Below are 23,794 nucleotides of genomic sequence, written 5' to 3' on the forward strand. Positions count from 1 at the left end.
AATCATGGGCGTGTTGATTTTTGAAATTTTCTATTTATCTAATAAAAAGTTTTAGTGTTAAACAATGAACACACAAATAAAGATGCAGTTAAGCTATTTGCTTACAAATCAGCATGCCTAAAAAGTACTGGGATCGTTACTTATGAATACTAATCATAAAGACCTAAACCATATAGAAGAAGAGCAATTACCTATTGCAAAACATAAGCTCAAAGGATGGAGACATTTTTTAGGTTTATACGCAGGAGAGCATGTTGCTGCTACTGAATTTGTATTTGGCGCAACCTTTGTCGCACTTGGCGCAACCATGACGGATATTCTGCTTGGCTTGCTAATTGGTAATATTCTCGCCGTGCTAAGCTGGACACTAATCACCACCCCAATTGCTGTTGAAACACGCCTGAGTCTATATACTTACCTTCAAAAAATAGCAGGAAACTCAATGACCCGGTTATATAACTGGGCGAACGTCATAATCTTTACGGTTATTTCTGCTGCTATGATCACCGTTTCTGCAACGGCTGTTCGCTTTGCACTTGATATTCCCGCGCAATTAAATTGGTATCCAACAAACGCATGGTTTGTCATGGTCGTTCTTGCCGTAGGCATTATCGTTGTATTGGTTGCTATGTATGGTTTTAACGCTGTATCGCAATTCTCAGGTATTTGTGCTCCGTGGTTATTTGTTATGTTCATCAGCGGTCCATTAGTACTCATGCCTGAACTTGCCAATTCGGTCATTGGTGAAACCTCTGTCTCGAGTTGGGGAGACTTCATGCACATTGGCAGTGTCTCTGTATGGACTGGGTTAGATGCCAATGGTGAGCCAGGCATAGGACTATTAGAAGTCATTGGTTTCTCTTGGGCAGCAAACACCATCACTCACTTTGGTTTAATAGACATGGCTCTGCTGCGTTACGCGAAGAAAAAAAGCTATGGCTTATGCACATCAGCCGGTATGTTATTTGGTCACTATATCGCTTGGATCTCTGCAGGCATTATGGGTGCGGGTACAGCAGTTTTGGTGAAAAAGTCGATTACTGAGCTAGATCCTGGCGATGTTGCGTTCCATGCACTTGGGTTATCTGGGTTAGTTATTGTTATTGTTGCAGGTTGGACTACAGCAAATGCAAACTTATACCGAGCTGGTCTTGCTGCACAAGCTATATTTAGTAACCTTTCGCGTACCAGAACGACATTTTTAGTGGGCATTGTTACTGTTTTAATTGCTTGCTTTCCATTTGTATTTACTAAGCTACTGCCACTTCTTACATACGCAGGACTTTTAGTCGTACCTGTTGGCGCTATCGTTTTTGCTGAACATTTTTTATTTCCAAAGATAGGTCTAACTCGTTATTGGGTCACCTACAAAAAGCTTGAGCATAGCTCTGCGGCTGTTATTGCGTGGGCACTTGGCCTAGTGTTCGGATTTACACTAAACGCGATCAATATAATCCCATTCTACTACCTTTTCTTACCAACTTGGGTATTCAGTATTGTCGTATATATTTTATTAGCAAAACGCAATGGCGCTGCGCAGAAGTATCCTGAAGAAGAAGCAGAGCTAGCTAATTTTGATAAAAAAGTAGAAAGATTTCACGCCGAACAAGCAGCCAATGAGCCAGGATTTATTCTTGATCAGCGCCTGTTAACCAAAGTACTCACTGCGGTTGCTTGGTTAAGTCTAGGTGTTACTGTGGTGCTAGCAGCAAATGCCATGTTCAACTCACCAGATGTTGCTTCCTATGAACACAATAGAACGTTATTTTTCAATAGTGGATTCGCTTGTACCATCATTTACTTCGCGAGTGCGTATTGGGCTATGCAGCGTAAAAAACAATTTTCAGCCGTTTAACTGCTCGGGGGCAAAACATGAGCGCACTTTCTTTAAATAACTCAACACTGAGCTCTTTTCCTACATCTATATCAGTGCCGCGTTATAACCGACAATCACTAAAAGCTGGGATTGTCCATGTTGGTGTGGGCGGGTTTCACCGCTCTCATCAAGCTTTCTATACTGATAACTACATCAACCATACTGGCGATCTAAGTTGGGGCATTTGCGGTATAGGCTTACGCGAGGCTGATCGGGCTATTAAGCAATCTTTAGAAGCACAAGATTATCTGTACTCACTATTGGTAAAGCACCCAAATGGCAAAACTGATACGCAAATAATTGGCTGTTTAACCGATTTTCTCTTAGCGCCAGATGATCCAGAAGCTGTTATAAATAAAATGGCCGCTGAGGAAACCCAGATTGTTTCATTAACAATAACCGAAGGGGGTTATAACTATGATCCATCAACCGGCGAGTTCGATTTTTCAAACCCCGATATACAACATGACTTAGCAAACCCAAACAAGCCAAAGCTGATTTTTGGCTACCTTGCTGCTGCTTTAGATCGCCGCAGAAAGAGTGGTCAAAAACCGTTTACAGTTCAGTCTTGTGATAATGTTCAACACAACGGTGATGTCATACGAAAAATGTTAGTTACTTACATTAGTTCATATGACTCAGAGCTTGCTGATTGGGTCGCAAATCAAGTTAGCTTCCCTAATGCAATGGTCGACCGTATTACGCCTGCAACCACAGATAAAGATATGGCTCTAGCAGAACAGCTGGGAGTGATTGATTCATGGCCTGTCACGTGTGAGCCTTTTCACCAATGGGTCATCGAGGATAAATTTTGTCAACAACGCCCAGCTTGGGAGAAAGTAGGTGCGCAAATAGTCAATGATGTAACGCCTTATGAAACCATGAAAATTCGCTTATTAAATGCAAGCCATACTGTTATGGGAATACTCGGATCTTTGCGTGGCTATCAAACCATAGAGCAAACAATTTCAGATCCCTTATTTGCTACAGTGGTAAGCAACTTCATGGATAACGAAGTAACACCGATTTTAGATGACGTACCTGGTATTGATCTAAGTGATTATAAGCGAACACTGATAACTCGATTTGCAAACCCTAACATCAAGGATAGCCTTGCACGAATTTGCTCTCAAAGCGCAAGTAAAGTCTCCACCTTTTTAGTACCTACGATAGTAGAGAACCTTAAAATTGGTGGGAATGGTGCGATTGCTAATTTAGTAATTGCAGCTTGGTGCTTATACAGCGACACGCATTCGTCTCAACAAGGTCAGCCTTTAGAGGTTATCGATGATATGGCTGAAACATTACAGCAGGCTGCTCATGCATCACGCATTTCACCACTTGCTTTTCTTGAGCAACCGAGCATTTTCGGCTCAATTATTGAGAACGAGTCATTTTGTAATGAATATAAATATTACATCAGCCAACTCTATGCGGGAGTGGCAATTGAGCAGATTATGGAGGCGGTGTTAAGTAGTTATAAGGCCAAGTAGTATCAGGCAGAGTAAGTTTAAAAATAAAAAAAACCGCCCTAGGGCGGTTTCTTTTTGTATCACTGATTAAGGCATAGGATCGAGATCCGCGCCTTCTTTTTCAATTACTTCAGGAATTAAGTCTTCTTTACTTACACCCATTGCAATTGCTACAGCTGAAGCAACATAAACAGATGAATAAGTACCGATGAACACACCAAATAGTAATGCGGTTGCGAAACCGTGGATCGTTTGACCACCCCAGCCAAATAACGCAATCAATACTAGGATAGTGGTGATTGATGTTACTAGGGTACGGTTTAACGTTTGCGTTAATGAAATATCGATAATTTCAATCGTGTCATCAATGCGCACTTTACGGAAGTTTTCACGGATACGGTCAGATACAACGATGGTATCGTTGAGTGAGTAACCTATTACCGCCAAAATCGCCGCAAGAATCGTTAAGTCAAACTCTAGGCCTAGTACTGAGAATAAGCCTAGTGTGATGATAACGTCGTGTAATAGTGCTGATACAGCACCTACCGCAAAACGCCATTCAAAACGAAACGCCACGTAGATCAAGATACAGATAAGCGCAGTTAACATGGCAAGGCCACCCTGCTCTTTTAGATCTTCACCAACACTTGGGCCAACAAATTCGATACGACGCATTTCTACTGTCGACTCAACTTTTTGTAATGCCGTAATGATTTGGTTGCCAATTACTTCTGCTTTTACGCCAGCACCTTGCGGAGCAAGACGCACTAGAATTTCTTTACTTGAGCCAAACAGTTGCACTGAGAAATCTTCAAAGCCACTTTCAGTGATTGCATCACGTACTTCTTTAAGATCAGGTGCTTGTGTAAAGCCTACCTCAACAGCGGTACCGCCAGTGAAGTCGAGACCAAAATTTAAGCCTTTAGTAAAAAACGACACGAAAGAAGCCAAAATCAACAAAGTTGATAATGTCATGGCAAACTTTCTTAACTTCATAAACGGGAGTGTTTTACCACCGAGTTTTAAAATTTGCATGCTGACTCCTAAATCGACAACTTATCAATACGCTTACCGCCAATGAACAAGTTGATTACCGCACGGGTACCAACAATGGCTGTAAACATAGAGGTGATAATACCAATCGCTAGCGTTACTGCGAAACCAGCAATAGGACCTGTACCCACTGCAAATAGAATCACTGCTGCGATAAGCGTTGTGATGTTAGCATCTAAAATGGTGCTAAACGCGCTGTCGTAACCAAAATGAACGGCTTGTTGTGGACTACGGCCATCAGCAAGTTCTTCACGAATACGTTCGAAGATAAGTACATTGGCATCAACCGCCATACCTACGGTTAATACGATACCTGCAATACCCGGTAACGTTAACGCAGCACCCGGAATAAGCGACATCACACCAACAATTAATACTAGGTTGGCACCCAGAGCGATATTCGCCACCATGCCGAAACCTTTGTAGTAAATAAGCATAAATACCAGTACAAACACGAAACCAAGCACAACGGCAGTCATACCCGCTTCGATGTTCTCTTGACCTAGGCTTGGACCTACCGTACGTTCTTCAACGATTTGAATTGGCGCAACCAGTGCACCAGCACGAAGTAATAGGCTAAGGTTGTGTGCTTCAGCTGGGTTATCGATACCTGTAATACGGAATGAACGGTCAAGACGCGCTTGAATGGTCGCCACGTTAATCACTTCTTCAACTTTAATTGGCGGAAGTGCTTTACCGTTTTCATCTGTTTTACCTGATGGCTTGTATTCGATAAATACTGTAGCCATGCGTTTACCGATAGCACGCTTAGTGAACGCATTCATTTTTGCGCCACCTTTGCTATCTAGCGTAATACTAACTTGTGGACGTTGATACTCATCCATACCTGATTGCGCGCCAGTGATGTGGCTACCTTCAAGAATGATGCGCTGTTTAAGAACCACTGGGTAACCTTCACGCGCCATGATCATTTCTGTACCAGGCGGTAAACGGCCTTGAAGCGCTGCACTTGCATCTGCGTTTTCGTCAACTTCACGGAACTCTAGAGTTGCTGTTGCACCTAGAATCTCTTTAGCACGCGCTGTATCTTGTACACCCGGAAGTTGCACGATGATACGCTCAGCACCTTGGCGCTGTACGTTAGGCTCTGCAACACCGATTTGGTTAATACGGTTACGGATAATCGTTTCGTTTTGCTTGATAGCGTAGTCACGAATTTCTTTTAGCTTTTGCTCGCTCATGCTGGCATAAAAAGCATTGTCGCTGCTGCTATCATCAACGTAAACGTTTAATGGGTAACGAGTTGATAAGAAACGCTCTGCTGCGTCTTTATCTTCTTCGTTACGCATTTCAACACGTAATCGCTCGCTGTTCGCTACACGGCGAATAGTGCGATAACGTAGTTTTTCTTCACGTAAGTCACTTTTGAAATCTTGTTCCATTTGCTCAAGCTGAGTATCAACCGCCGTCGCCATGTCGATTTCCATAGTAAAGTGAACACCACCGCTTAAATCTAGGCCTAGTTTCATTGGGTTACCACCCAGTGACTTTAACCACTCTGGTTGAGCAGGTGCCATATTGATTGCAGAGATATAATCTTCACTAAGGGAATCACGCAGTAGATCTTGCGCTTTTAGTTGGTCTTCAACATTCTTAAAACGAACGAGGATTTGTCCATCTTCAAGTTTGCTTGATTTAACAGTAACGTTATGTTCTTTGAGAGTCGCATTTACTTTATCGAGTACGCTGAGGTCAGCATCAGTACCTTTAGTGCCCGATACTTGTATGGCCGGGTCTCGGCCATACAAGTTAGGAGAGGCATATAAAATACCAACGACTAACACTACAAGAACAAGTAAATACTTCCATAATGGAAACTTGTTTAACACGTGTGAGTCCTTATTTTTATTGTTATAGCGACTTCATAGTGCCTTTTGGCAATACTGCAGAAACAGCTGATTTTTGTACTGTTACTTCTGCTTGGTCGTTTAATGAAATCACGATGAAGTCTTTGTCATCAGCGATTTTAGCAATCTTACCTACTAAACCACCTTGCGTTAGTACTTCGTCGCCTTTCGCCATTGCGCTCATTAGGGCTTTATGCTCTTTTACACGCTTAGCTTGTGGACGGTAGATTAAGAAATAAAATACCAGACCGAAAATACCCAACATGATTAGCATTTCCATGCCACCACCTGCTGGTGCTGCACCTGCCGCACTTGCGTGGGCGTTTGAGATGAATAAACTCATTTCACTTCCTCTTTAATTTTTCTAAAAATTTAATCTGATGTATCTGCAAGCTCTGGCACTTCTTGGCCGCGGCGTGCATAAAAATCTGCAACAAATTCGTCTAGTTTGCCATTACTGATGGCATTACGTAAGCCTTCCATCACGCGTTGATAATAACGTAAGTTGTGAATCGTGTTTAGACGTGCGCCTAAGATTTCATTACATTTATCAAGATGATGCAAGTATGCACGTGAATAGTTTTTACACGTATGACAATCACACTCAGGATCCAATGGACCGGTGTCTGTTTTATGTACTGCATTACGAATTTTAACAATGCCGCCAGTTACGAATAAATGACCATTACGGGCGTTACGCGTAGGCATCACACAGTCAAACATATCGATACCACGGCGAACCGCTTCAACTAAGTCTTCTGGTTTACCAACGCCCATTAAGTAACGAGGCTTGTCTTCAGGCATTTTGTAAGCACAGTGGTCAAGAATGTTGATCATCTCGTTTTTCGGCTCACCAACCGATAAACCACCTAATGCATAACCATCAAAGCCGATTTCTTCTAGGCCTTTTTGCGATTGTGCACGAAGCTCAGGGTACATACCACCTTGGATAATACCAAACAGCGCAGCTGGATTATCACCATGACCTTCTTTTGAGCGTTTAGCCCAACGAAGTGACAACTCCATAGAATCTTTCGCTTCTTTTTCAGTCGCAGGGTATGGCGTACATTCGTCAAAGATCATCACGATGTCAGAGCCTAGATCACGCTGAACTTGCATCGCTTTTTCTGGCGAAAGCATGATTTTTTCACCATTAACTGGTGAGCTGAACATCACGCCTTCTTCTGTGATTTTACGCATTGCGCCTAAGCTGAATACTTGGAAACCGCCTGAATCAGTTAGGATTGGACGATCCCAATTCATAAAGTCGTGTAAGTCACCGTGCTGCTTAATGATTTCTGTACCAGGACGCAGCATTAAATGGAAAGTGTTACCTAGGCAAATTTGTGCACCAGTATCTTTCACTTCGTCAGGCGTCATACCTTTTACAGTACCGTAAGTACCTACCGGCATAAATGCTGGCGTTTCTACAACACCACGTTCAAAAATCAAGCGGCCGCGGCGCGCTTTACCGTCAGTGCGGTCTAATTCAAATTTCATATTATCCTCAGTGTCGGAAAAACAGTCCAACAAGCTATAATTTAACCGCTCGATTCTACCCTGTTTGCAGGTTTATTACTATTAATTGAGCTAAATTCGAAAATAAAAAGCCCAGTTCAAAAACTGGGCTTTTTAACGTTATTTGCGCGTTAAGAACATCGCATCACCATAACTAAAGAAGCGATACTTCTGCTCAATAGCCGTATGGTAAGCCCCCATTATGTTCTCTTGGCCTGCAAAGGCACTTACTAACATGATTAACGTTGATTCAGGTAAATGGAAGTTTGTCACCATGGCATCAACCACATTGAACTGATAACCCGGATAAATAAAGATATCGGTATCGCCAAAGTAAGTATCTAGTTTGCCGCCGTGCACTTTAGCTGCTGACTCTAATGAGCGGACTGATGTAGTCCCTACAGCGATTACACGACCACCTTTTGCTTTCGTTTCGGCTACCGCTTTAACCACTTCATCTGGTACTTCGATGTACTCTGAGTGCATAACATGCTCATCAACTGAGTCAACGCGCACAGGCTGGAATGTACCAGCGCCCACGTGCAAGGTCACAAAGGCCATGTTAATGCCCTTGTCTTTTAAGGCTGCCATTAATTTATCATCAAAATGCAGGCCAGCTGTTGGCGCGGCTACGGCACCTGGCTTTTCACCATAAACAGTTTGATAACGCTCACGATCTGACTCATTATCAGGGCGGTCAATATAAGGTGGTAATGGCATATGACCGATGTCGTTTAGGATATCGAGTACATTTTCGTCTTTGGCAAATTCAAGCTCAAAAAGCTCGCCATGACGCGCAACCATGGTTGCTTCTGCTTTACCTTCTAGAATGATTTTTGAGCCTGGTTTTGGCGATTTACTAGCTCGTACATGCGCAAGCACACGGTGTTCGTCAAGTACACGCTCTACTAACACCTCAAGCTTACCGCCTGATTCTTTTTGCCCAAACATGCGAGCAGGGATCACTTTGGTATTATTGAAAACTAATAAGTCATTTTCATTAACGAGCGATAAAATATCACTAAATACTTTATGCTCAACTTGCCCTGATGGGCCATCAAGCGTCAGTAAACGACTGCTAGTTCGATCTGCTTTCGGAAAACGAGCAATTAATTCATCAGGAAGGTCAAAGCTAAAATCAGCTACGCGCATAGAGCATATCTCTCATTAATAAAAACGCGCCAAGTTTACTCTGATACGCCTACTACCTCAAGCAAAGCCCTAGACCAAGTGAATGGCCGCTTACAGGTTTACACACTTAAGTGCTTATTAACCGCTTTTAGGTAAAGTTTGCTTGTAGATTAGGCAAAATGTCATTATTCTAGCCTATTCAATAAACATGGGTTAGGTAAGAGGTAGTAGCGCCATGGCAAAGCAGTTGAAACTGCTAATTTTAAACGCAAGCGTTGCTGAGCGTGAAACAATTAAGACCACATTAAACAAACTTAATGTCTTCACGTTTATCGAAGCCAGTGACTCTCAAGATGCGCTAAAAATTCTTAAAAGCCACCCAGTGGATATTATCATTACCGGTCTTGAGGTTGGTAAGATTGATGGTTGGCGTTTTTCGCGCATGATCCGTTCAGGGTTATTAAAAACACCAAAAAACACACCTATTTTACTTACTCCACCAATTTATTGTGAACGTATAGCCGAAACCACGGCTCGCAGCTATGGCATTGATGCCGTATTGCCATTTGAACGCCAAGATATGCTGCCGCAAATGTTAGCCAACGTGTTATCAACCCATCTTGAGAAAAGTAGTCGCCTTAATTTATTGCTACTTGAAACCGATAGTCGCAAAGCAAAAGATATTAGCGAGCAGCTTAAACTCAGTTTTGCTATTACTCACACCACGTCTACAAAAGCGACGCTAGCTACTTTTTTACAACAAAAATTTGCCATTGTATTGATTGACGCCACCGAGTCTCATTCTGATACCGCAGCTGGGTTAATTAGCGAAATATTACAACACAACCCAAAACAAGCGATTGTAACCATCATTGATAACAATGATGCAGATTACGCGGAGCAGTTGTTACTTTCTGGCGTTACTGATTTTATTCGCGCCCCTTACGATCACTCGTTATTAAGCAAAGTGTGTGACCACGCTGCTCGTCGTGAAGATTTCATGGTGAGCTACGCAGAGTTTGCACAAAAAGTAGAACAACTAAGCCAAAGTCAAAGCCGTTATAAAGAGCTGTTTTCTGCCCACCAACGTATTTTATTACACCTAAATACGGTGGTACTTGAGTTTAACCAAGAGGGTAATATTCGCTTTATTAACCCAGCTTGGGAGCATTTAACGGGCTATGGCATAAAATCTAGTTTAGCAAAGTCACTAACAGACTTTTGCTTACCGGAGTGCAAAACAAAGCTACAAGATACCATTCAGCGTATTTTGCTTGGTGGTGAGCAACAGCAACAGGTAGAGATCCAGCTAAAACATAAAAATGGTAATGCCATTTGGGTTGAATGTCGCTTACAACTAATAAAAAATAGCCAAAACTCAGCGACTATTACCGCCACTATCGATAACATTCATGAGCGTAAACAGGCAGAGCTACAACTTCGTCATTTAGCCTTGCACGATACGCTCACAGAGCTGCATAACCGTTATTACTTTGACCAACAATTACAACGTATTTGTAAGGCCAAGTACACCAGTAACGATACCGAGCATGCGCTGATTTATATCGACTTAGATCACTTTAAAATCATCAACGACAGTAAAGGTCACCAACAAGGCGACATCGTTCTAAAAGAAGTCGCTCAGTTATTTACAGCGAATATCAGTGATGAGCACTTGGTGTGTCGCATCGGTGGTGATGAATTCGCCGTGATCTTAAAAAATACGAACCTACTCGATGCACACTTGGTTGCAGAAAGCATTTGCATGGCGATTGAAAAACACCGTTTTCATTCAGAAGGCCAAGAGTACTCAATTAGCTGTTCAATTGGTTTAACACAAATCACTGAGCAAAATAACGATCCAAGTGAATGCTTAAAACAAGCTGATATCGCTCTTTATGTAGCAAAAAGCTTAGGACGTAACCTCGTTCATTGCTACTCTAAAGAAGACTCCAGCCACAATAGCTTACAAGCGGGGTTAGAGTGGGGGCACAGTATTCGTCAGGCATTACAGCACGATGCTATCGAGCTTCACTATCAGCCTATTTGGGACTTTAAGCGCGGCCATGTTGCCTATTTTGAAGCGCTATTACGCTTAAAATTAAACGATGAAATTGTTTACCCAAATCAATTTATCCCAGCTCTTGAACTTCTAAACGATACATTTTTAATGGATCAATGTGTTATTCGTAATGCAATTAAGAGTGTTGCCGAGTACCCGGAGCTCAATCAAATAGCAATTAACTTATCAGCACAGTCGTTTTTAGATGAACGCTTACTGCCTCATATTGAGTCGAGCTTAAAAGAATATGCTGTTGAACCAACACGTATCATTTTTGAGATCACAGAGTCTGCGAGTATTAATAACCTCGTTGCAACCCGTGCCATGATCGAGCGTTTGAACGGCTTAGGGTGTCACTTCTCAATTGATGACTTTGGTACAGGCTTTAGTACCTTCAACTACCTTAAACAATTACCGGCTCAACATGTAAAAATTGATGGTTCATTTGTTCGCGACATGCTGAACGACCCAATCGATTTAGCGCTGGTAAAAGCAATTAATGATATTAGCCGTTCCCTTGATAAACGCTCTGTTGCTGAATATGTTGAAAATCAAGAGATATTTTTAGCGCTAAAAGATATCGGCGTAGATTATGGGCAAGGTTACTTCATTGCTCGCCCGATGCCTGTTGAAAAAATAACGGCTGAACTTAAAAAAATATCTGAAAATAATCTGTTTAACTAACAATTATCTAGCCTATTTAGAGCAAAGCTTGATACATCTTTAAACATTTTTTCTAAGAAATTTTGCTTCCATACTGACAATACTCATCTATACTTAAATCCACAGCAAGGTTAAATGTCGTGTTTTTATGGTGATTATCTATAATAAACATGACATTACTTATTATATTAAACATACTAAGCATAACTTAACATCGTTAAGTCCATGTATTGGCGGTATAATGGAGAAAAGTGATGACACAACTAATCGTTTTGTTGCTGATTGTAAATCTAGGGATAGCGTATCAATGTTACCGTAATGCGAGCTTAAAAGGGTATCCGGTAAAAACCTTTACAGGGTTAGGTTTAGTACCTTACTTTAACTTAGTCGTGTGGGTTTACTTGTTGTTTTTACCCGACTTAAAACCATTTTCAATGAATGAAAAGCAGCCACTTTAGGCTGCTTTTTTAGTTGGGAGAATTTAAAAACTATAACTTGATGCTTTTTCGAGTAATTGCGCGGCTTTTATATCGCCAACCACACACTTTTTAATGTCTGACTTTTTAAACACTTTTACTTGTTCAGTTTTACCTTCGCTAACACCACGGATGATAAAGCTCACATGTTCATCGTTAGGCAGGCTTCTTAAACCGCTACCATAATCACATAGAGTCAGAGATAAGCTTTTATCTACTTGCTGTGCTAGGGCTGCTAGCTGTTGCTTTTGCTCTTTTACGCGGGCTTGTTTTTTCTCAGCTAACTCTTTGCGCATTTGCTGCTGCTTTTGTGATAACTTTAGCTGTTGCTTTTCAAGCTCTTTAATCGATGCTTGTAATGCTTGTTTACGTTTTTCGAGCTCTTGCTCTTTGGCATCTTTATCGTGGCGACGATCAAATTCAAGGTCGCGCTTTTCACGTTCAAGATCACGAATTTCACGGCTTACATCTCGCTCTTGCTCAGCCACTTCACGTACTCGCTCTGCACTTTCGCGCATCACTTCCATAGCTTGTTGGTAGGCTTCTTGCGTTTTCACTACCACCGCATCGCTGATCACTTGCACATGCTCGCCTAGTACTTCTATTTCAGTGAGTTCTTCAAAATCAATATCAGGCATTGGTGGCAACGGCGCATCGGGCACAGAGGCAAACACTGTAGACCAGCGTGAACTGCCTCGTACATCAAAACTAAACACCACGCCTTGGTGCTGCAAATAACTCGAAGAGACATTCCTTACCTTGTTATCAGTGTCTTGTTTTAACGCCGCTGAGAGAATCTTTTCCATAATCCCGACTTCACGCTGAATTTTATCTAACTCATCACTTGCTTGTGCTTGTAAGCTTACTGCTGCGCAAAGCAATAATGCTGCCGTAGTTGATTTGTATTTTGACATCTTAATACTCCAAATTGTTGGCAACGGTTGGCAATGGTCCGCCTTCCACTTGCTCTGCTAAATCATTTAACTGCATACGTAAGTATGCTTGGTCTTGGGCACGCTGTGTTTTGATATAAGCCAGCACGCTGGCAATATCTTCTTGGCGCTCTACTCGCCCGGTTTTAATCGCTTCTTTGGCCAGTTGGTACATCTGTTGTTGCTGCACTTCGTTTTGCGCAGTAATGATGTTTTGCAACTGATCAATTTGCTTTTGTTGTGACTCTAATAAATTGGTTTGCTTGGCCACTTGCTCAAGTAACTGCTGATTTCCTTGCTGTGGATTACTAACAAAAACCCATGCGCAAAATACTATTGACGCAGCCACTGCCCACATTCCAGCACCAAAAAACAGACTTTGTTTTTGCACTTTGGGCATCGTAGACTCTCGATCCCAATTTGGTACGGGTACCGTTTCATAATGTTGACTTTGTTGTTGCCACTGCATTGCATTGTTCATCATTGATGCATACTCAGCATTGGCTTGTAGCAACGCAATTTGCTCTTCAGTGAGGCTTTCGCCTTCTAACCATGCGGTAAATAATGAATCTAAATTAGCCATCTACGGCCTCCAAATGCACTTTTAACTTACCAAGCGCACTGTATAGTCTTGATTTAGCTGTATTGGTTGAAATACCCAATTGCTCAGCTATTTCTTCAAATGTACAGTGCTGAAAAAACTTTAACTCCACCACCAAGCGTTGCTCCCAGGGTAAATTGTTCATCATTGCTTTGAGTTCATGATGCTGCTCAGATTGCAGTTGATTGGTTTCTAACTCACTATGCTCGCAGCTTTCTTCTGGTATATCGTCTAAACCTTGATGCAGCTTACGGCGGCGGTAATATTCAACACTACGCCTATGCACAATTTGATAGAGCCAAGTATTGAAACTCGATTCACCACGAAAGCTCGGTAAGCTTTTATAAACAGAAATAAACACTTCTTGCATTAAATCCATTGCATCATCAGGGTGACTTAACATCCTTAGGCAATAGTTATATACCTGTGTTTCGTGCTGCTTGACTAATTTCAACCACGCCCGTTTATTACCCTGTTGCGCTTTAGCAATTAGTGTTTCAAGTGATTGAAAAAACAAACTAGCCTCGTCATCTGATCTGCCTTTAATGGTTTTGTTATTATGTTAGTCGAGGGAAGGAAAAAAATAGTTTGCTTAAATAATAAAAAACCCCAAATATTTTTATTTGGGGTTTTTTGTTCATTGACCGTCTAAGCTACATTGCTTATTGAGAAACAGCTCTAGCTGCTGGCTAAATAGCCTAAAGTCTCTGATCCGGCCCGTGGTTTTACGCCACACGATACCAATATCTCGGTATGCATCATTTTGAGATGGTGTTGCGACCATCTCTTTTTTATCTAAAATGCCCGCATTGATAGCCATTTGTGGTAAAAAAGTAACACCAAGCTGGTGTTCAACCATACTTAATAGCGTATGTAAGCTTGCCGCTTCAAATGGGTTAATACAACTTGAGCGATTCAAATGGCAAGCACTTAGTGCATGGCCAGTCATGCAGTGCTCACGTTCTAGTAAGAACACACTCGCATCCGGTAAAAGATTAAAATCTTCCACACCATCTGCGGGAGTATAATCTTTATGATGCACTAGGCTGAAGTGATCTTTAGCAAGTACTTGTGTATGAAACTTTTCAGTGTCATACGGTAACGCGAGCAATGCCATATCAATTTGGCCATGTTCAAGTTTGTCGAGCAGTTTGTCACTGGTGTCTTCAACCAAGACTAACTCTAACTCGGTAAAGGTCTGTTTGCAGAAATGATATAAAGGCGCAGCAATAAAGCTGGCAATCGTCGGGATAACACCAAGCGTGAGTGTGCCGCTCAAAGGCGTTAAAAAACTCTTTGTCAGCTCTTTAAGGCTAAGGGTGTCGTCAATAATCTTACGTGCTTTTTCGACAACCTCTTCACCAATTGCGGTAAACATTAGGCTGCGATTTTCGCGCTCAATAAGCTGGCAACCTAAGGTTTCTTCTAAGTTTTGAATTGCACTACTTAAGGTTGACTGACCAATAAAACAGGCGCTTGCTGCGCGGCCAAAGTGTTGATGTTGGTGGACTGCTAATAAATACTGTAGTTGTTTAATACTTGGTAAGTTATTCATTCTCTACCTGCAAATAAAAAGACCCCAATACCTAAGGCATTGAGATCTTTTCAAGCTAAAAGTCTTTTAGTACTTTTTATACCCCGAAGGCAGTTCTCAGTACATAGAAAATAACAATAGCAAGGGCTGCGCCAACTGGCAATGTAATTACCCAAGAAACTACAATGTTTCTTACAACACCCATGTTAAGAGCCGCAATACCGCGTGCCATACCAACACCTAGTACCGCACCTACAAGTGTTTGCGTAGTAGAAATAGGTAAACCAGTACCTGATGCGATAACAACTGTTGAAGCAGCAGCAAGTTCAGCAGCAAAACCACGGCTTGGTGTTAAGTGTGTGATACCTTCACCGATTGTTTTAATTACTTTCTTACCTAAAATAGCAAGACCAGCAACGATACCTAAACCACCTAGTGGTAAAATCCACCATGCGATAGCCGCTTTCTTAGCGATTTCACCGTTGTGCTCAACAATGTTTACAACAGCAGCTAATGGACCAATCGCGTTAGCAACGTCGTTTGAACCGTGTGCGAATGCCATACAACATGCTGTTAGTACCATAAGTACTGCGAACACTTTCTCAACGTTGTTGAACTGCATTTTCTTATCAGCTTTAGGATCGATTTTAAGGCGAGCAATCGCAATCTTACCGATGATAGCAACTACAACAGCAATCGCGATAGAAAGCGCATAACCTTCAACAGCACCTAAGTTAATACCGATATGCTTCAAGCCTTTCTTGATTGTTACAAGTGACATGATGAAGCCCGCTAGACCCATATAGATAGGCACGTAACGCTTAGCATTTTTAAGAGGTGCATCAGTGTCAAAAATTAGCTTTTGCGCACTCATGAAAATCAAATAAGCAATAAAACCAGAGATAGCAGGCGTAACAATCCAGCTACCTACGATACCCATTACCTTGTTCCATTGGATTGCTTCACTACCTACTGCAACCAATGCGAAACCAATGATGGCACCAATGATTGAGTGAGTCGTAGATACTGGCCAGCCTAAGAAAGAGGCAATTAATAACCAGCTACCTGCAGCGAATAATGCGGCAATCATACCGAGTATCATTAACTCAGGTATGTCCATAAATGGCGTGGCATCGATAATCCCTTTACGGATTGTAGATGTAACCTCACCACCGGCAAGGTATGCGCCAGCGAATTCAAACACCATCGCGATGATGATTGCTTGTTTAATTGTAAGTGCTTTTGAGCCTACTGATGTACCCATTGCATTGGCAACGTCATTTGCACCAATACCATAAGCCATAAAGAAACCGACTGCGGCGGCAGTTAAAACCAATAACGTGCCGTAATTTGCAATGATATCCATTGTGTGAACCTTTAATTTTTTTCGTGTTTGAACTGATTTTTAATTAACGAGCTAACATCAGCTCAAGACGAGAACCTACGCGCTCTGCAATATCTGCAAGCTCGCCCACCCACTCAATGATCTTGTATAAGAACATCACGTCGACTGGGTTAAGTTCATTTTCGATGGCGCGCAATTGACGGCGAATTTTGATCTGCATGTCATCCGTGTCTTGTTCAATAGCGTCCAATTCAACGAGCATTTTTTCAACTAAAGTCACTTCGCGACCTTTGAAGCCCGTTTCAAGCAGCTCATCTAGCTCATTGATTGCTTTTGACGCTTGTTTAGTCGCATCAACACAACGAGTTACATAAGCAAGGAAATCTGTTTGGATTTCGGTAGGTATGATCATCTCACGACCAACTACACGACCTGCGATATCTTTTGCTTTGTTAGCAATTTTGTCTTGTTGAGTAACAAGCTCTAGCAAATCGGTACGCTCAACTGGCATAAATAAGCCACGAGGTAGTTGAAGGCGGATGTTACGTTTCATTTCATCAGCTTCACGCTCTAAATTACGAATGTTTAAACGGATTTCTTCCGCTTCTTGCCATTCTTCTTTAAACACGTGATTAAAGAAAGGGATCAATGCTTTACTTGCTTGATGTACTTTCTTAATGTGATCTTCCATAGGCTTAATAGGTGATTTAGCAAAAACCCCTAAAAATGCATTTGTAGGCATAACTGACCCTTTATAAATTAGTATGCTTTGGCAGCTGCGAATTTTACAGCATTGTGTTCGATTGTGAACGCTTTTTCTGCCTTACATCAGCAATAAAACACAAAGCGGCCCTAGGGCCGCTCGATTTAGTAATGAAAAGTAGCGGCTTAATTACAGCGACTTTTCTATATCTGCTTGAGATGTATGACGAATATCTTTACCGTTAACAAAATAGATGATGTATTCAGCAATATTTTGGCAGCGATCGCCAATACGCTCTAATGAACGTACTGACCACACTAAATCCATAATTTTCGGGATTGAGCGTGGATCTTCCATCATATATGTCATAATTTGACGGGTAATTGCTTCGTATTCACGATCAACTTTAGCGTCTTCTTTATGTACTTCAAACGCACATTGCACATCCATACGTGCAAATGCATCAAGTACATCATGAAGCATTTTTGATACTAGACGCCCCATGTTTTCAATGTTTACCAGTAAGTCTTGCTGATCTTTAGTGAATGAGTCTAGCGCAACTTTAGCAATACGCTCAGCTTCATCACCAATACGCTCTAAATCGGCAATTGTTTTTGCAATGGCAATGACAAGACGTAAGTCACTCGCTGCCGGCTGACGACGAGCAATAATGCGTGTACATTCTTCGTCAATATTCACTTCCATTGCATTTACTTTATAGTCGTTTTCACGAACTTTCTGTGCAAGATCTGCATCACCATTGCTAACAGCATCCAGTGCACTGTTTAATTGTTGTTCAACTAAACCACCCATGTTTAATACATGGTTACGCACATTTTCAAGCTCTTCATTAAAGCGGCCCGAAATGTGTTTATTGATATTATGTTCCATTGTCTACCTCTATAAATTTCGTTTACGGTACCAAGTAACTTTATTAACTAACCGTAACGGCCTGTAATGTAGTCTTCTGTTTTCTTCTTGCTTGGTGTTGTAAATAACGTATTGGTATCTGAATACTCAATCAACTCACCCATGTACATAAACGCAGTTTGGTCTGATACACGAGCAGCCTGTTGCATGTTGTGAGTAACGATTACCACGGTAAACTTATTCTTTAAGTCGTTAATTAGCTCTTCGATAACTAAAGTAGAAATTGGATCTAGTGCCGATGTAGGCTCATCCAGAAGTAGTACTTCAGGCTCGATAGCAATTGAGCGAGCAATTACAAGACGCTGTTGCTGACCACCCGATAGGCCAAATGCACTATCGTGTAAACGGTCTTTAACTTCATCCCATAACGCCGCGCCACGTAAAGATTGTTCAACCACTTCGTCTAGTTTACGCTTTTCTTTAATACCTTGTAAGCGTAGGCCATAAACGACATTTTCGTAGATTGATTTTGGAAATGGATTAGGACGTTGGAATACCATCCCGACATTTCTTCGTAGTGCAGCAACATCTACATTCTTATCATAGATATTGTGACCATGTAGTAAGATCTCACCATCAATACGACAGCTATCAACAAGGTCGTTCATACGGTTGATACAACGTAAAAGTGTTGATTTACCACAACCCGATGGACCGATAAATGCTGTTACCTGACCTTTCGGGATGTTCATATTTACGCCGCTAAGCGCTTGTTTATCACCGTAGTATAGATCTAAGTTTTTAATCTCTAACGCTGTTTGCTCTGCAGTTAGGTTATCTAAATCTAGCTTTGCCGCGCTTTTCGCTTGGTTTACTTGTGGTGCAACTGTAATCATCTCTGTCTACCTATAAAAATTCTGTATTAATGCTCAAGAGCTCTAAACTTTTCGCGTAAGTGGTTACGAATACCAATCGCGGTGATATTCAGGGCGATAATTACTGATACCAGTAAGAATGCCGTGGCATATACCAGCGGACGAGCCGCTTCTACGTTAGGGCTTTGGAAACCAACATCGTAAATATGGAAACCTAAGTGCATAAATTTTCTATCTAAATGTATGTATGGGAAGTTACCGTCAAGAGGCAGTGTTGGTGCCATCTTAACAACACCAACAAGCATTAGTGGTGCTACTTCACCGGCTGCACGTGCAACCGCTAGGATTAAACCTGTCATAATCGCAGGGCTTGCCATCGGAATGATGATGCGCCATAGCGTTTCTGCTTTTGTTGCGCCAAGTGCTAATGAACCATGACGAACCGTACTTGGTATACGTGATAAACCTTCTTCTGTCGAAACAATAACAACAGGCAGCGTTAAAATTGCGAGCGTTAATGCAGACCAAATCACACCTGGCGTACCAAATACTGGGCTTGGCGACGACTCAGGGTAGAATAATTGGTCAATGCTGCCACCGAGCATGTATACAAAGAAACCTAGACCAAATACACCGTATACAATCGAAGGTACACCCGCAAGGTTGATTACCGCGATACGGATCATCTTAGTCACGGCATTTTTTGCTGCGTATTCATGCAAGTAAATCGCTGCAACCACACCAAATGGCGTCACAATCACTGCCATTAGTAATACCATGAATACAGTACCGAAAATTGCCGGGAATACACCACCTTCAGTGTTTGCTTCACGTGGGTCATCCGCTACAAACTTACCAAGTTGTACAAAATAGTGACCAAGCTTAGCAAAGAAGCCCATGTCATTAGGGAACCACACATCAAGAACTTGATACAGAGGTAAAGTAACCACTTCACCGCGCATGTCTCTCACAGTTACTTGGTCACGCTTTGCTTCTTTACGAAGTGCAAATAACTGCTTTTCTAACACTGTGTATTCAGCACGTAACTCAGCACGAGTTTGTGCAAGCTCAGCAACACGCTCATCGGTTAGTTCGTTATCAAGCTGGTATGCTTTTTCTTTTAAGCGTAAACGCTCAAGTTCATAGTTAATATGACCAATATCACCATTTTGTAAGTCTAACGCTTGGTCATTTAGGTCAACAGCACGCTCTACAAGATCATAAAGCACATCGATTTTGTTATCTGTGATAACTTCACCGTCTTTAATAACCTGCTCAACATAACCGTAAAAGTTACCGTTTTTGCTACGTTCGAATACTGCAAGCTCTGCTGGCGCAGTACGCGATGTAATGTCTGTCTCTAGTACCCAACGGAAATCGAGATCAACATACTCACGGTTACCGGTTTTGATCAGTAAGCGCTCTAGCTGCTCTTTGTCGTAATGAGATAAATCAACGCCCGTCGCCTCAATACGTGATTTTGCAACTAGTTCACGGTCATAAATTTCACCGATCACTGTTTGTTTTGCAACAGAGCCTTGCAGCTCAAATTGCACTACTTCTGATGGCCAGAAAAAGCTTAAACCTTTCCAAGCAATCATGGCTAGTAAGCCAAGAACCGAGATTAAACTGATGCTTACCGCACCGCCGGTCATCCAAATCCAAGGAGAACCAGACTTAAACCACTGCTTTACCATGTCGTGTCTCTCCACCTACATTGAACTATATTTTTCACGCAGTTGCTGACGAACAAACTCAGCCACTGTGTTGAAAACGAATGTGAATATGAATAATACAAATGCTGCTAAGAATAGGATGCGATAATGCGAGCTACCTACCTCAGACTCTGGCATTTCTACCGCGATATTCGCTGCAAGTGTTCTCATACCCTGGAAGATACTCCAGTCCATAATAGGTGTATTACCTGTTGCCATTAGTACAATCATTGTTTCACCTACCGCACGGCCTAGGCCCATCATAACTGCAGAGAAGATACCCGGGCTTGCTGTTAGTAGTACTACGCGAACCAATGTTTGCCATTGCGTTGCACCAAGTGCTAATGAACCGTTTGATAAGTGCTTAGGAACACTGAATACCGCATCTTCAGCAATTGAGAAGATAGTTGGGATAACAGCAAAGCCCATCGCAATACCAACAACTAGTGAGTTACGTTGGTCGAATGTCATACCTAATTCATTGGTTAGGTACTGACGCACATTACCGTCAAACATCCAAAGCTCAATTGAGTTACTCATCGCAAACGATAACCAGCCAATAAAGATAACCACTGGGATAAGTAAAATTGAATGCGAACCTTCAGGAATACGGTGACGAATTGACGCCGGTAGTTTGTTCCAGCCGAATGCAGTTAATAAGATACCAATTGGCAGCAACACCAATAATCCGACAATCGCTGGTAAATGTTCTTCAATTAATGGTGCTAACCAAAGACCTGCTAAGAAACCTAAGATTACCGTTGGTAATGCTTCCATAATTTCTACAGTCGGCTTAACCACTTTACGTAATTCACTCGACATAAAGTACGCCGTGTAAATTGCCGCTGAAAGCGCAATGGGTACCGCAAATAACATTGCGTACATTGCAGCTTTAATCGTACCGAATGAAATTGGCACTAACGAGAACTTAGATTCAAAGTCATCACTCGCAGACGTTGACTGCCAGATATAACCCGGCTCTGGATAGCCTTCGTACCACACTTCTTGCCATAATGCAGACCAGGTTACTTCTGGGTGCTCGTTATGGATTTCAATCACTTTTAACGCGTCATCAGCAAGAATCAGTGCCGCATTTGAACGTGGTGAAATAGCAAAGTTTTGAATTGGACCATCACTTACTTTACCTTGCCATAGTTTTGCATCACTGGTTGTGTAATAAATACCAAGCTCACCGTTAGCACCCGCTGTGAAGAAGGTACGACGATAGAACTCAGTAAAAATATTTAGTTTCGATTGCTTGCTGGTTTCAAATGCACGAATCTTTTGGAACTCACGGCCATTTTCAGTGTTTACTTCAAACCACTGTGATACTTCGCCATTATCGTTAGCAAGCATCAGTGAGTTTGCACCCGCTAATAGCTGAGTTGAAACTAGGTTCGCGTTTTCTTCGTTAGCTGCAAGCAGTTGGATTTGCTCAACTTCAGAAGGGTAACGTGTATCATATACGTAAATTTGATTTGCTGAACGCACGAATGTACGTGTTGTATCTGGTGAGATTAATAGCTCATCAACACGACCTTCGATATCAAGCTCAGTACGCTCAACAACCCACTCTACTTCGCCGGTGAACATGTTTTCTTCACCCACAAAGCTGCTAAATAAAACGCGCTTGTCAGCGGTTAAAGCAACAACAGCTGTTTTATCTTCGTAGTGGCTAAATGCAAATTTAGTGATTGCCGCACCTTGATCGTCAACCTCAAGCGCCATATCACCCAACGGGTAATCTAAACGCGGTGTTAATTGGCGTTGGTTGTTCGGGAATGTCACTAAGAATTTTGGCGCAACCACAACAACAGAGCCATTCTCTAGGCCGTATGCGTATTGCCCCTGAAACGGTGCAGAGCTTGCAAAGCTGCTTACATCGCTTGGTAATTCTGTATTAAGAGTGGTGATCTTTTTACCAAATTGCTCTTTTTCAACATTGTAAAAGTCCACATTACCTTTTTCACCGAGTAAAAAGGCAACTTCTGTTTGCTCTTCAATGCCAAGTCCAACAACTTCTGACGCATTTTGTAGTTTTACACTATTACGTGTTTCTACTTTTGCTGATTCAAAAATAGGTTGAACAACATAAAGAAGGTAAAAGAATATGAGTAGCAGTGCTACAAGCACCATTACGCCACCCGCGGAAATACCCCACTTGGCAAACCTGTCTTTAAATAGACGGCTTCTATCCGTATGAAAGGTAGGTTTATTCGGATTGGAAGTCATCAAAACACCCTTAAAACTTAACGTTGCGCGAATTATATTTCACCAAGATGACAGTAATGTTACAAACGTCATAATTCAGTGTAATAAAGCGAGTATTTCAGGGACGTATTTTAAAGTTAAAGAATGACCAAAATAAGTCATTGTGGAGCACTTTTATTACAGTACCACAATCAAGCTAACAAATTGTTATAACTAATTTTTTATAACTACAGTGAAAAAATTGGACAAACATTAAAACAGCATCAATACTCAATAAGACTTATTTTTTTCAACAATAAGAATCATTTTTAACCAACGCCTCCTCCCTTTTATTGCATTTTTCTGAGGCTTTTTATAGAGATTTAAGTATGAAGCAGTTAGTAATTACTATTTTAGGGCCAGACAAACCCGGCCTAGTTGAAGATATTTCTGCCACAATTTTAAACCATCATGGTAACTGGCTGACAAGTAATTTGAGCCACCTTGCAGGTCATTTTGCCGGAATTATCGAAGCCGCAGTACCCGAAGAGCATTTGCAAGAATTACAAGATGCTCTTCACAGCTTACCTTATCTTGAAGTTCGAATTGAACGTGGAACTGATACCTTGCCTGATGTTCCGTCTGAGGAAATTAACTTCGTGATTACTGGTAACGACAGACCAGGCATTGTACAAGAGCTAGCCAGCGTTATTCGTCACAAAGGAGCGAATATCACTCACCTAAATTCAAAACAACAAAGTGCACCTAACTGGGGAGTGCCAATTTTTAGTGCTGTTGCCACCGTTGCTTTGCCAATAGGCATGAACAAAGACGAAGTGATCAGCGCACTTGAGTCTATTACCACAGACCTAATTGTTGATATTGAGGATGCTTAAACCAAGTACCACTT

The 23,794-nt window shown here is 41.7% G+C and carries 20 protein-coding genes; 5 read left to right on the forward strand and 15 right to left on the reverse strand.

Features of this window, described 5'->3' with window-relative positions; genetic code table 11:
• The first annotated feature begins 142 nt into the window (after positions 1 to 142).
• Positions 143 to 1,855, forward strand: coding sequence for a purine-cytosine permease family protein (locus BIZ38_RS02465; protein ID WP_138616868.1), 1,713 nt, complete (start codon positions 143 to 145; stop codon positions 1,853 to 1,855).
• A gap of 17 nt (positions 1,856 to 1,872) precedes the next feature.
• Positions 1,873 to 3,369: a mannitol dehydrogenase family protein gene (locus BIZ38_RS02470; protein ID WP_138616866.1), complete on the forward strand. Its 1,497-nt coding sequence runs from the start codon at positions 1,873 to 1,875 to the stop codon at positions 3,367 to 3,369.
• Between the two features lie 66 nt (positions 3,370 to 3,435).
• Here the strand turns inward: BIZ38_RS02470 and secF are convergent, their stop codons facing one another.
• From secF to queA, 5 genes are all read right to left on the reverse strand, one after another.
• Entirely contained in the window at positions 3,436 to 4,383 is a 948-nt protein-coding gene (gene secF, locus BIZ38_RS02475) for a protein translocase subunit SecF (protein WP_054552488.1), read from the reverse strand.
• 8 nt (positions 4,384 to 4,391) lie between these two features.
• On the reverse strand, positions 4,392 to 6,251 hold the full coding sequence (gene secD / locus BIZ38_RS02480) for a protein translocase subunit SecD (protein WP_166339885.1): 1,860 nt from the start codon (positions 6,249 to 6,251) through the stop codon (positions 4,392 to 4,394).
• Positions 6,252 to 6,273: 22 nt separating this feature from the next.
• Positions 6,274 to 6,612, reverse strand: coding sequence for a preprotein translocase subunit YajC (gene yajC, locus BIZ38_RS02485; RefSeq protein WP_036973302.1), 339 nt, complete (start codon positions 6,610 to 6,612; stop codon positions 6,274 to 6,276).
• A 29-nt stretch (positions 6,613 to 6,641) separates the two neighbouring features.
• Complete coding sequence (gene tgt / locus BIZ38_RS02490) at positions 6,642 to 7,769, reverse strand: tRNA guanosine(34) transglycosylase Tgt (RefSeq protein WP_058583935.1); 1,128 nt, start codon at positions 7,767 to 7,769, stop codon at positions 6,642 to 6,644.
• 138 nt (positions 7,770 to 7,907) lie between these two features.
• Complete coding sequence (gene queA / locus BIZ38_RS02495) at positions 7,908 to 8,939, reverse strand: tRNA preQ1(34) S-adenosylmethionine ribosyltransferase-isomerase QueA (protein WP_054552485.1); 1,032 nt, start codon at positions 8,937 to 8,939, stop codon at positions 7,908 to 7,910.
• A gap of 214 nt (positions 8,940 to 9,153) precedes the next feature.
• On the opposite strand from queA, the gene BIZ38_RS02500 reads away from it, so the two are divergent.
• The gene (locus BIZ38_RS02500) at positions 9,154 to 11,664 is read left to right on the forward strand and encodes an EAL domain-containing protein (protein WP_054552484.1); all 2,511 of its coding nucleotides are present in this window, start codon (positions 9,154 to 9,156) and stop codon (positions 11,662 to 11,664) included.
• 233 nt (positions 11,665 to 11,897) lie between these two features.
• The gene (locus BIZ38_RS02505) at positions 11,898 to 12,101 is read left to right on the forward strand and encodes a hypothetical protein (protein WP_054552483.1); all 204 of its coding nucleotides are present in this window, start codon (positions 11,898 to 11,900) and stop codon (positions 12,099 to 12,101) included.
• Positions 12,102 to 12,124: 23 nt separating this feature from the next.
• Here BIZ38_RS02505 and BIZ38_RS02510 read toward each other — a convergent pair whose 3' ends face one another.
• From BIZ38_RS02510 to BIZ38_RS02555, 10 genes are all read right to left on the reverse strand, one after another.
• A complete protein-coding gene (locus BIZ38_RS02510; protein WP_187489488.1) occupies positions 12,125 to 13,033 on the reverse strand; it encodes a hypothetical protein in 909 nt (302 codons plus the stop codon).
• A gap of 1 nt (position 13,034) precedes the next feature.
• Positions 13,035 to 13,634: a hypothetical protein gene (locus BIZ38_RS02515; RefSeq protein ID WP_187489489.1), complete on the reverse strand. Its 600-nt coding sequence runs from the start codon at positions 13,632 to 13,634 to the stop codon at positions 13,035 to 13,037.
• A complete protein-coding gene (locus BIZ38_RS02520) occupies positions 13,627 to 14,169 on the reverse strand; it encodes an RNA polymerase sigma factor (RefSeq protein ID WP_054552480.1) in 543 nt (180 codons plus the stop codon). The genes BIZ38_RS02515 and BIZ38_RS02520 overlap by 8 nt, the downstream gene beginning before the upstream one ends.
• Before the next feature lie 120 nt (positions 14,170 to 14,289).
• The gene (locus BIZ38_RS02525) at positions 14,290 to 15,207 is read right to left on the reverse strand and encodes a hydrogen peroxide-inducible genes activator (RefSeq protein WP_054552479.1); all 918 of its coding nucleotides are present in this window, start codon (positions 15,205 to 15,207) and stop codon (positions 14,290 to 14,292) included.
• Between the two features lie 76 nt (positions 15,208 to 15,283).
• Entirely contained in the window at positions 15,284 to 16,552 is a 1,269-nt protein-coding gene (locus tag BIZ38_RS02530; protein WP_054552478.1) for an inorganic phosphate transporter, read from the reverse strand.
• 43 nt (positions 16,553 to 16,595) lie between these two features.
• Positions 16,596 to 17,273: a TIGR00153 family protein gene (locus tag BIZ38_RS02535; RefSeq protein WP_054552477.1), complete on the reverse strand. Its 678-nt coding sequence runs from the start codon at positions 17,271 to 17,273 to the stop codon at positions 16,596 to 16,598.
• Between the two features lie 150 nt (positions 17,274 to 17,423).
• Entirely contained in the window at positions 17,424 to 18,125 is a 702-nt protein-coding gene (gene phoU / locus BIZ38_RS02540; RefSeq protein ID WP_138616855.1) for a phosphate signaling complex protein PhoU, read from the reverse strand.
• A gap of 47 nt (positions 18,126 to 18,172) precedes the next feature.
• Positions 18,173 to 19,000, reverse strand: a complete 828-nt coding sequence (pstB, locus tag BIZ38_RS02545) for a phosphate ABC transporter ATP-binding protein PstB (RefSeq protein ID WP_054552475.1) — start codon at positions 18,998 to 19,000, stop codon at positions 18,173 to 18,175.
• A 26-nt stretch (positions 19,001 to 19,026) separates the two neighbouring features.
• A complete protein-coding gene (gene pstA, locus BIZ38_RS02550) occupies positions 19,027 to 20,676 on the reverse strand; it encodes a phosphate ABC transporter permease PstA (RefSeq protein ID WP_054552474.1) in 1,650 nt (549 codons plus the stop codon).
• 15 nt (positions 20,677 to 20,691) lie between these two features.
• On the reverse strand, positions 20,692 to 22,926 hold the full coding sequence (locus BIZ38_RS02555) for an ABC transporter permease subunit (protein WP_138600186.1): 2,235 nt from the start codon (positions 22,924 to 22,926) through the stop codon (positions 20,692 to 20,694).
• A gap of 347 nt (positions 22,927 to 23,273) precedes the next feature.
• Here BIZ38_RS02555 and BIZ38_RS02560 point away from each other — a divergent pair, with 347 nt between their 5' ends.
• Positions 23,274 to 23,780, forward strand: coding sequence for a glycine cleavage system protein R (locus tag BIZ38_RS02560; RefSeq protein WP_187489490.1), 507 nt, complete (start codon positions 23,274 to 23,276; stop codon positions 23,778 to 23,780).
• Positions 23,781 to 23,794: the final 14 nt, after the last annotated feature.

This window comes from Pseudoalteromonas sp. BZK2 (assembly GCF_014349195.1).
Taxonomy (GTDB): Bacteria; Pseudomonadota; Gammaproteobacteria; order Enterobacterales; family Alteromonadaceae; genus Pseudoalteromonas; species Pseudoalteromonas simplex.

Excerpts from the sequence above, each read along its gene's own strand:
- BIZ38_RS02515 (WP_187489489.1), bottom strand. The coding sequence starts at position 13,634 with ATGGCTAATTTAGATTCATTATTTACCGCATGGTTAGAAGGCGAAAGC.
- BIZ38_RS02500 (WP_054552484.1), top strand. The coding sequence starts at position 9,154 with ATGGCAAAGCAGTTGAAACTGCTAATTTTAAACGCAAGCGTTGCTGAG.
- pstA (WP_054552474.1), bottom strand. The coding sequence starts at position 20,676 with ATGGTAAAGCAGTGGTTTAAGTCTGGTTCTCCTTGGATTTGGATGACC.
- tgt (WP_058583935.1), bottom strand. The coding sequence starts at position 7,769 with ATGAAATTTGAATTAGACCGCACTGACGGTAAAGCGCGCCGCGGCCGC.
- pstB (WP_054552475.1), bottom strand. The coding sequence starts at position 19,000 with ATGATTACAGTTGCACCACAAGTAAACCAAGCGAAAAGCGCGGCAAAG.
- BIZ38_RS02535 (WP_054552477.1), bottom strand. The coding sequence starts at position 17,273 with ATGCCTACAAATGCATTTTTAGGGGTTTTTGCTAAATCACCTATTAAG.
- phoU (WP_138616855.1), bottom strand. The coding sequence starts at position 18,125 with ATGGAACATAATATCAATAAACACATTTCGGGCCGCTTTAATGAAGAG.
- BIZ38_RS02560 (WP_187489490.1), top strand. The coding sequence starts at position 23,274 with ATGAAGCAGTTAGTAATTACTATTTTAGGGCCAGACAAACCCGGCCTA.
- BIZ38_RS02525 (WP_054552479.1), bottom strand. The coding sequence starts at position 15,207 with ATGAATAACTTACCAAGTATTAAACAACTACAGTATTTATTAGCAGTC.
- BIZ38_RS02510 (WP_187489488.1), bottom strand. The coding sequence starts at position 13,033 with ATGTCAAAATACAAATCAACTACGGCAGCATTATTGCTTTGCGCAGCA.
- BIZ38_RS02465 (WP_138616868.1), top strand. The coding sequence starts at position 143 with ATGAATACTAATCATAAAGACCTAAACCATATAGAAGAAGAGCAATTA.
- secF (WP_054552488.1), bottom strand. The coding sequence starts at position 4,383 with ATGCAAATTTTAAAACTCGGTGGTAAAACACTCCCGTTTATGAAGTTA.
- BIZ38_RS02505 (WP_054552483.1), top strand. The coding sequence starts at position 11,898 with ATGACACAACTAATCGTTTTGTTGCTGATTGTAAATCTAGGGATAGCG.
- queA (WP_054552485.1), bottom strand. The coding sequence starts at position 8,939 with ATGCGCGTAGCTGATTTTAGCTTTGACCTTCCTGATGAATTAATTGCT.
- BIZ38_RS02470 (WP_138616866.1), top strand. The coding sequence starts at position 1,873 with ATGAGCGCACTTTCTTTAAATAACTCAACACTGAGCTCTTTTCCTACA.
- yajC (WP_036973302.1), bottom strand. The coding sequence starts at position 6,612 with ATGAGTTTATTCATCTCAAACGCCCACGCAAGTGCGGCAGGTGCAGCA.
- BIZ38_RS02530 (WP_054552478.1), bottom strand. The coding sequence starts at position 16,552 with ATGGATATCATTGCAAATTACGGCACGTTATTGGTTTTAACTGCCGCC.
- BIZ38_RS02555 (WP_138600186.1), bottom strand. The coding sequence starts at position 22,926 with ATGACTTCCAATCCGAATAAACCTACCTTTCATACGGATAGAAGCCGT.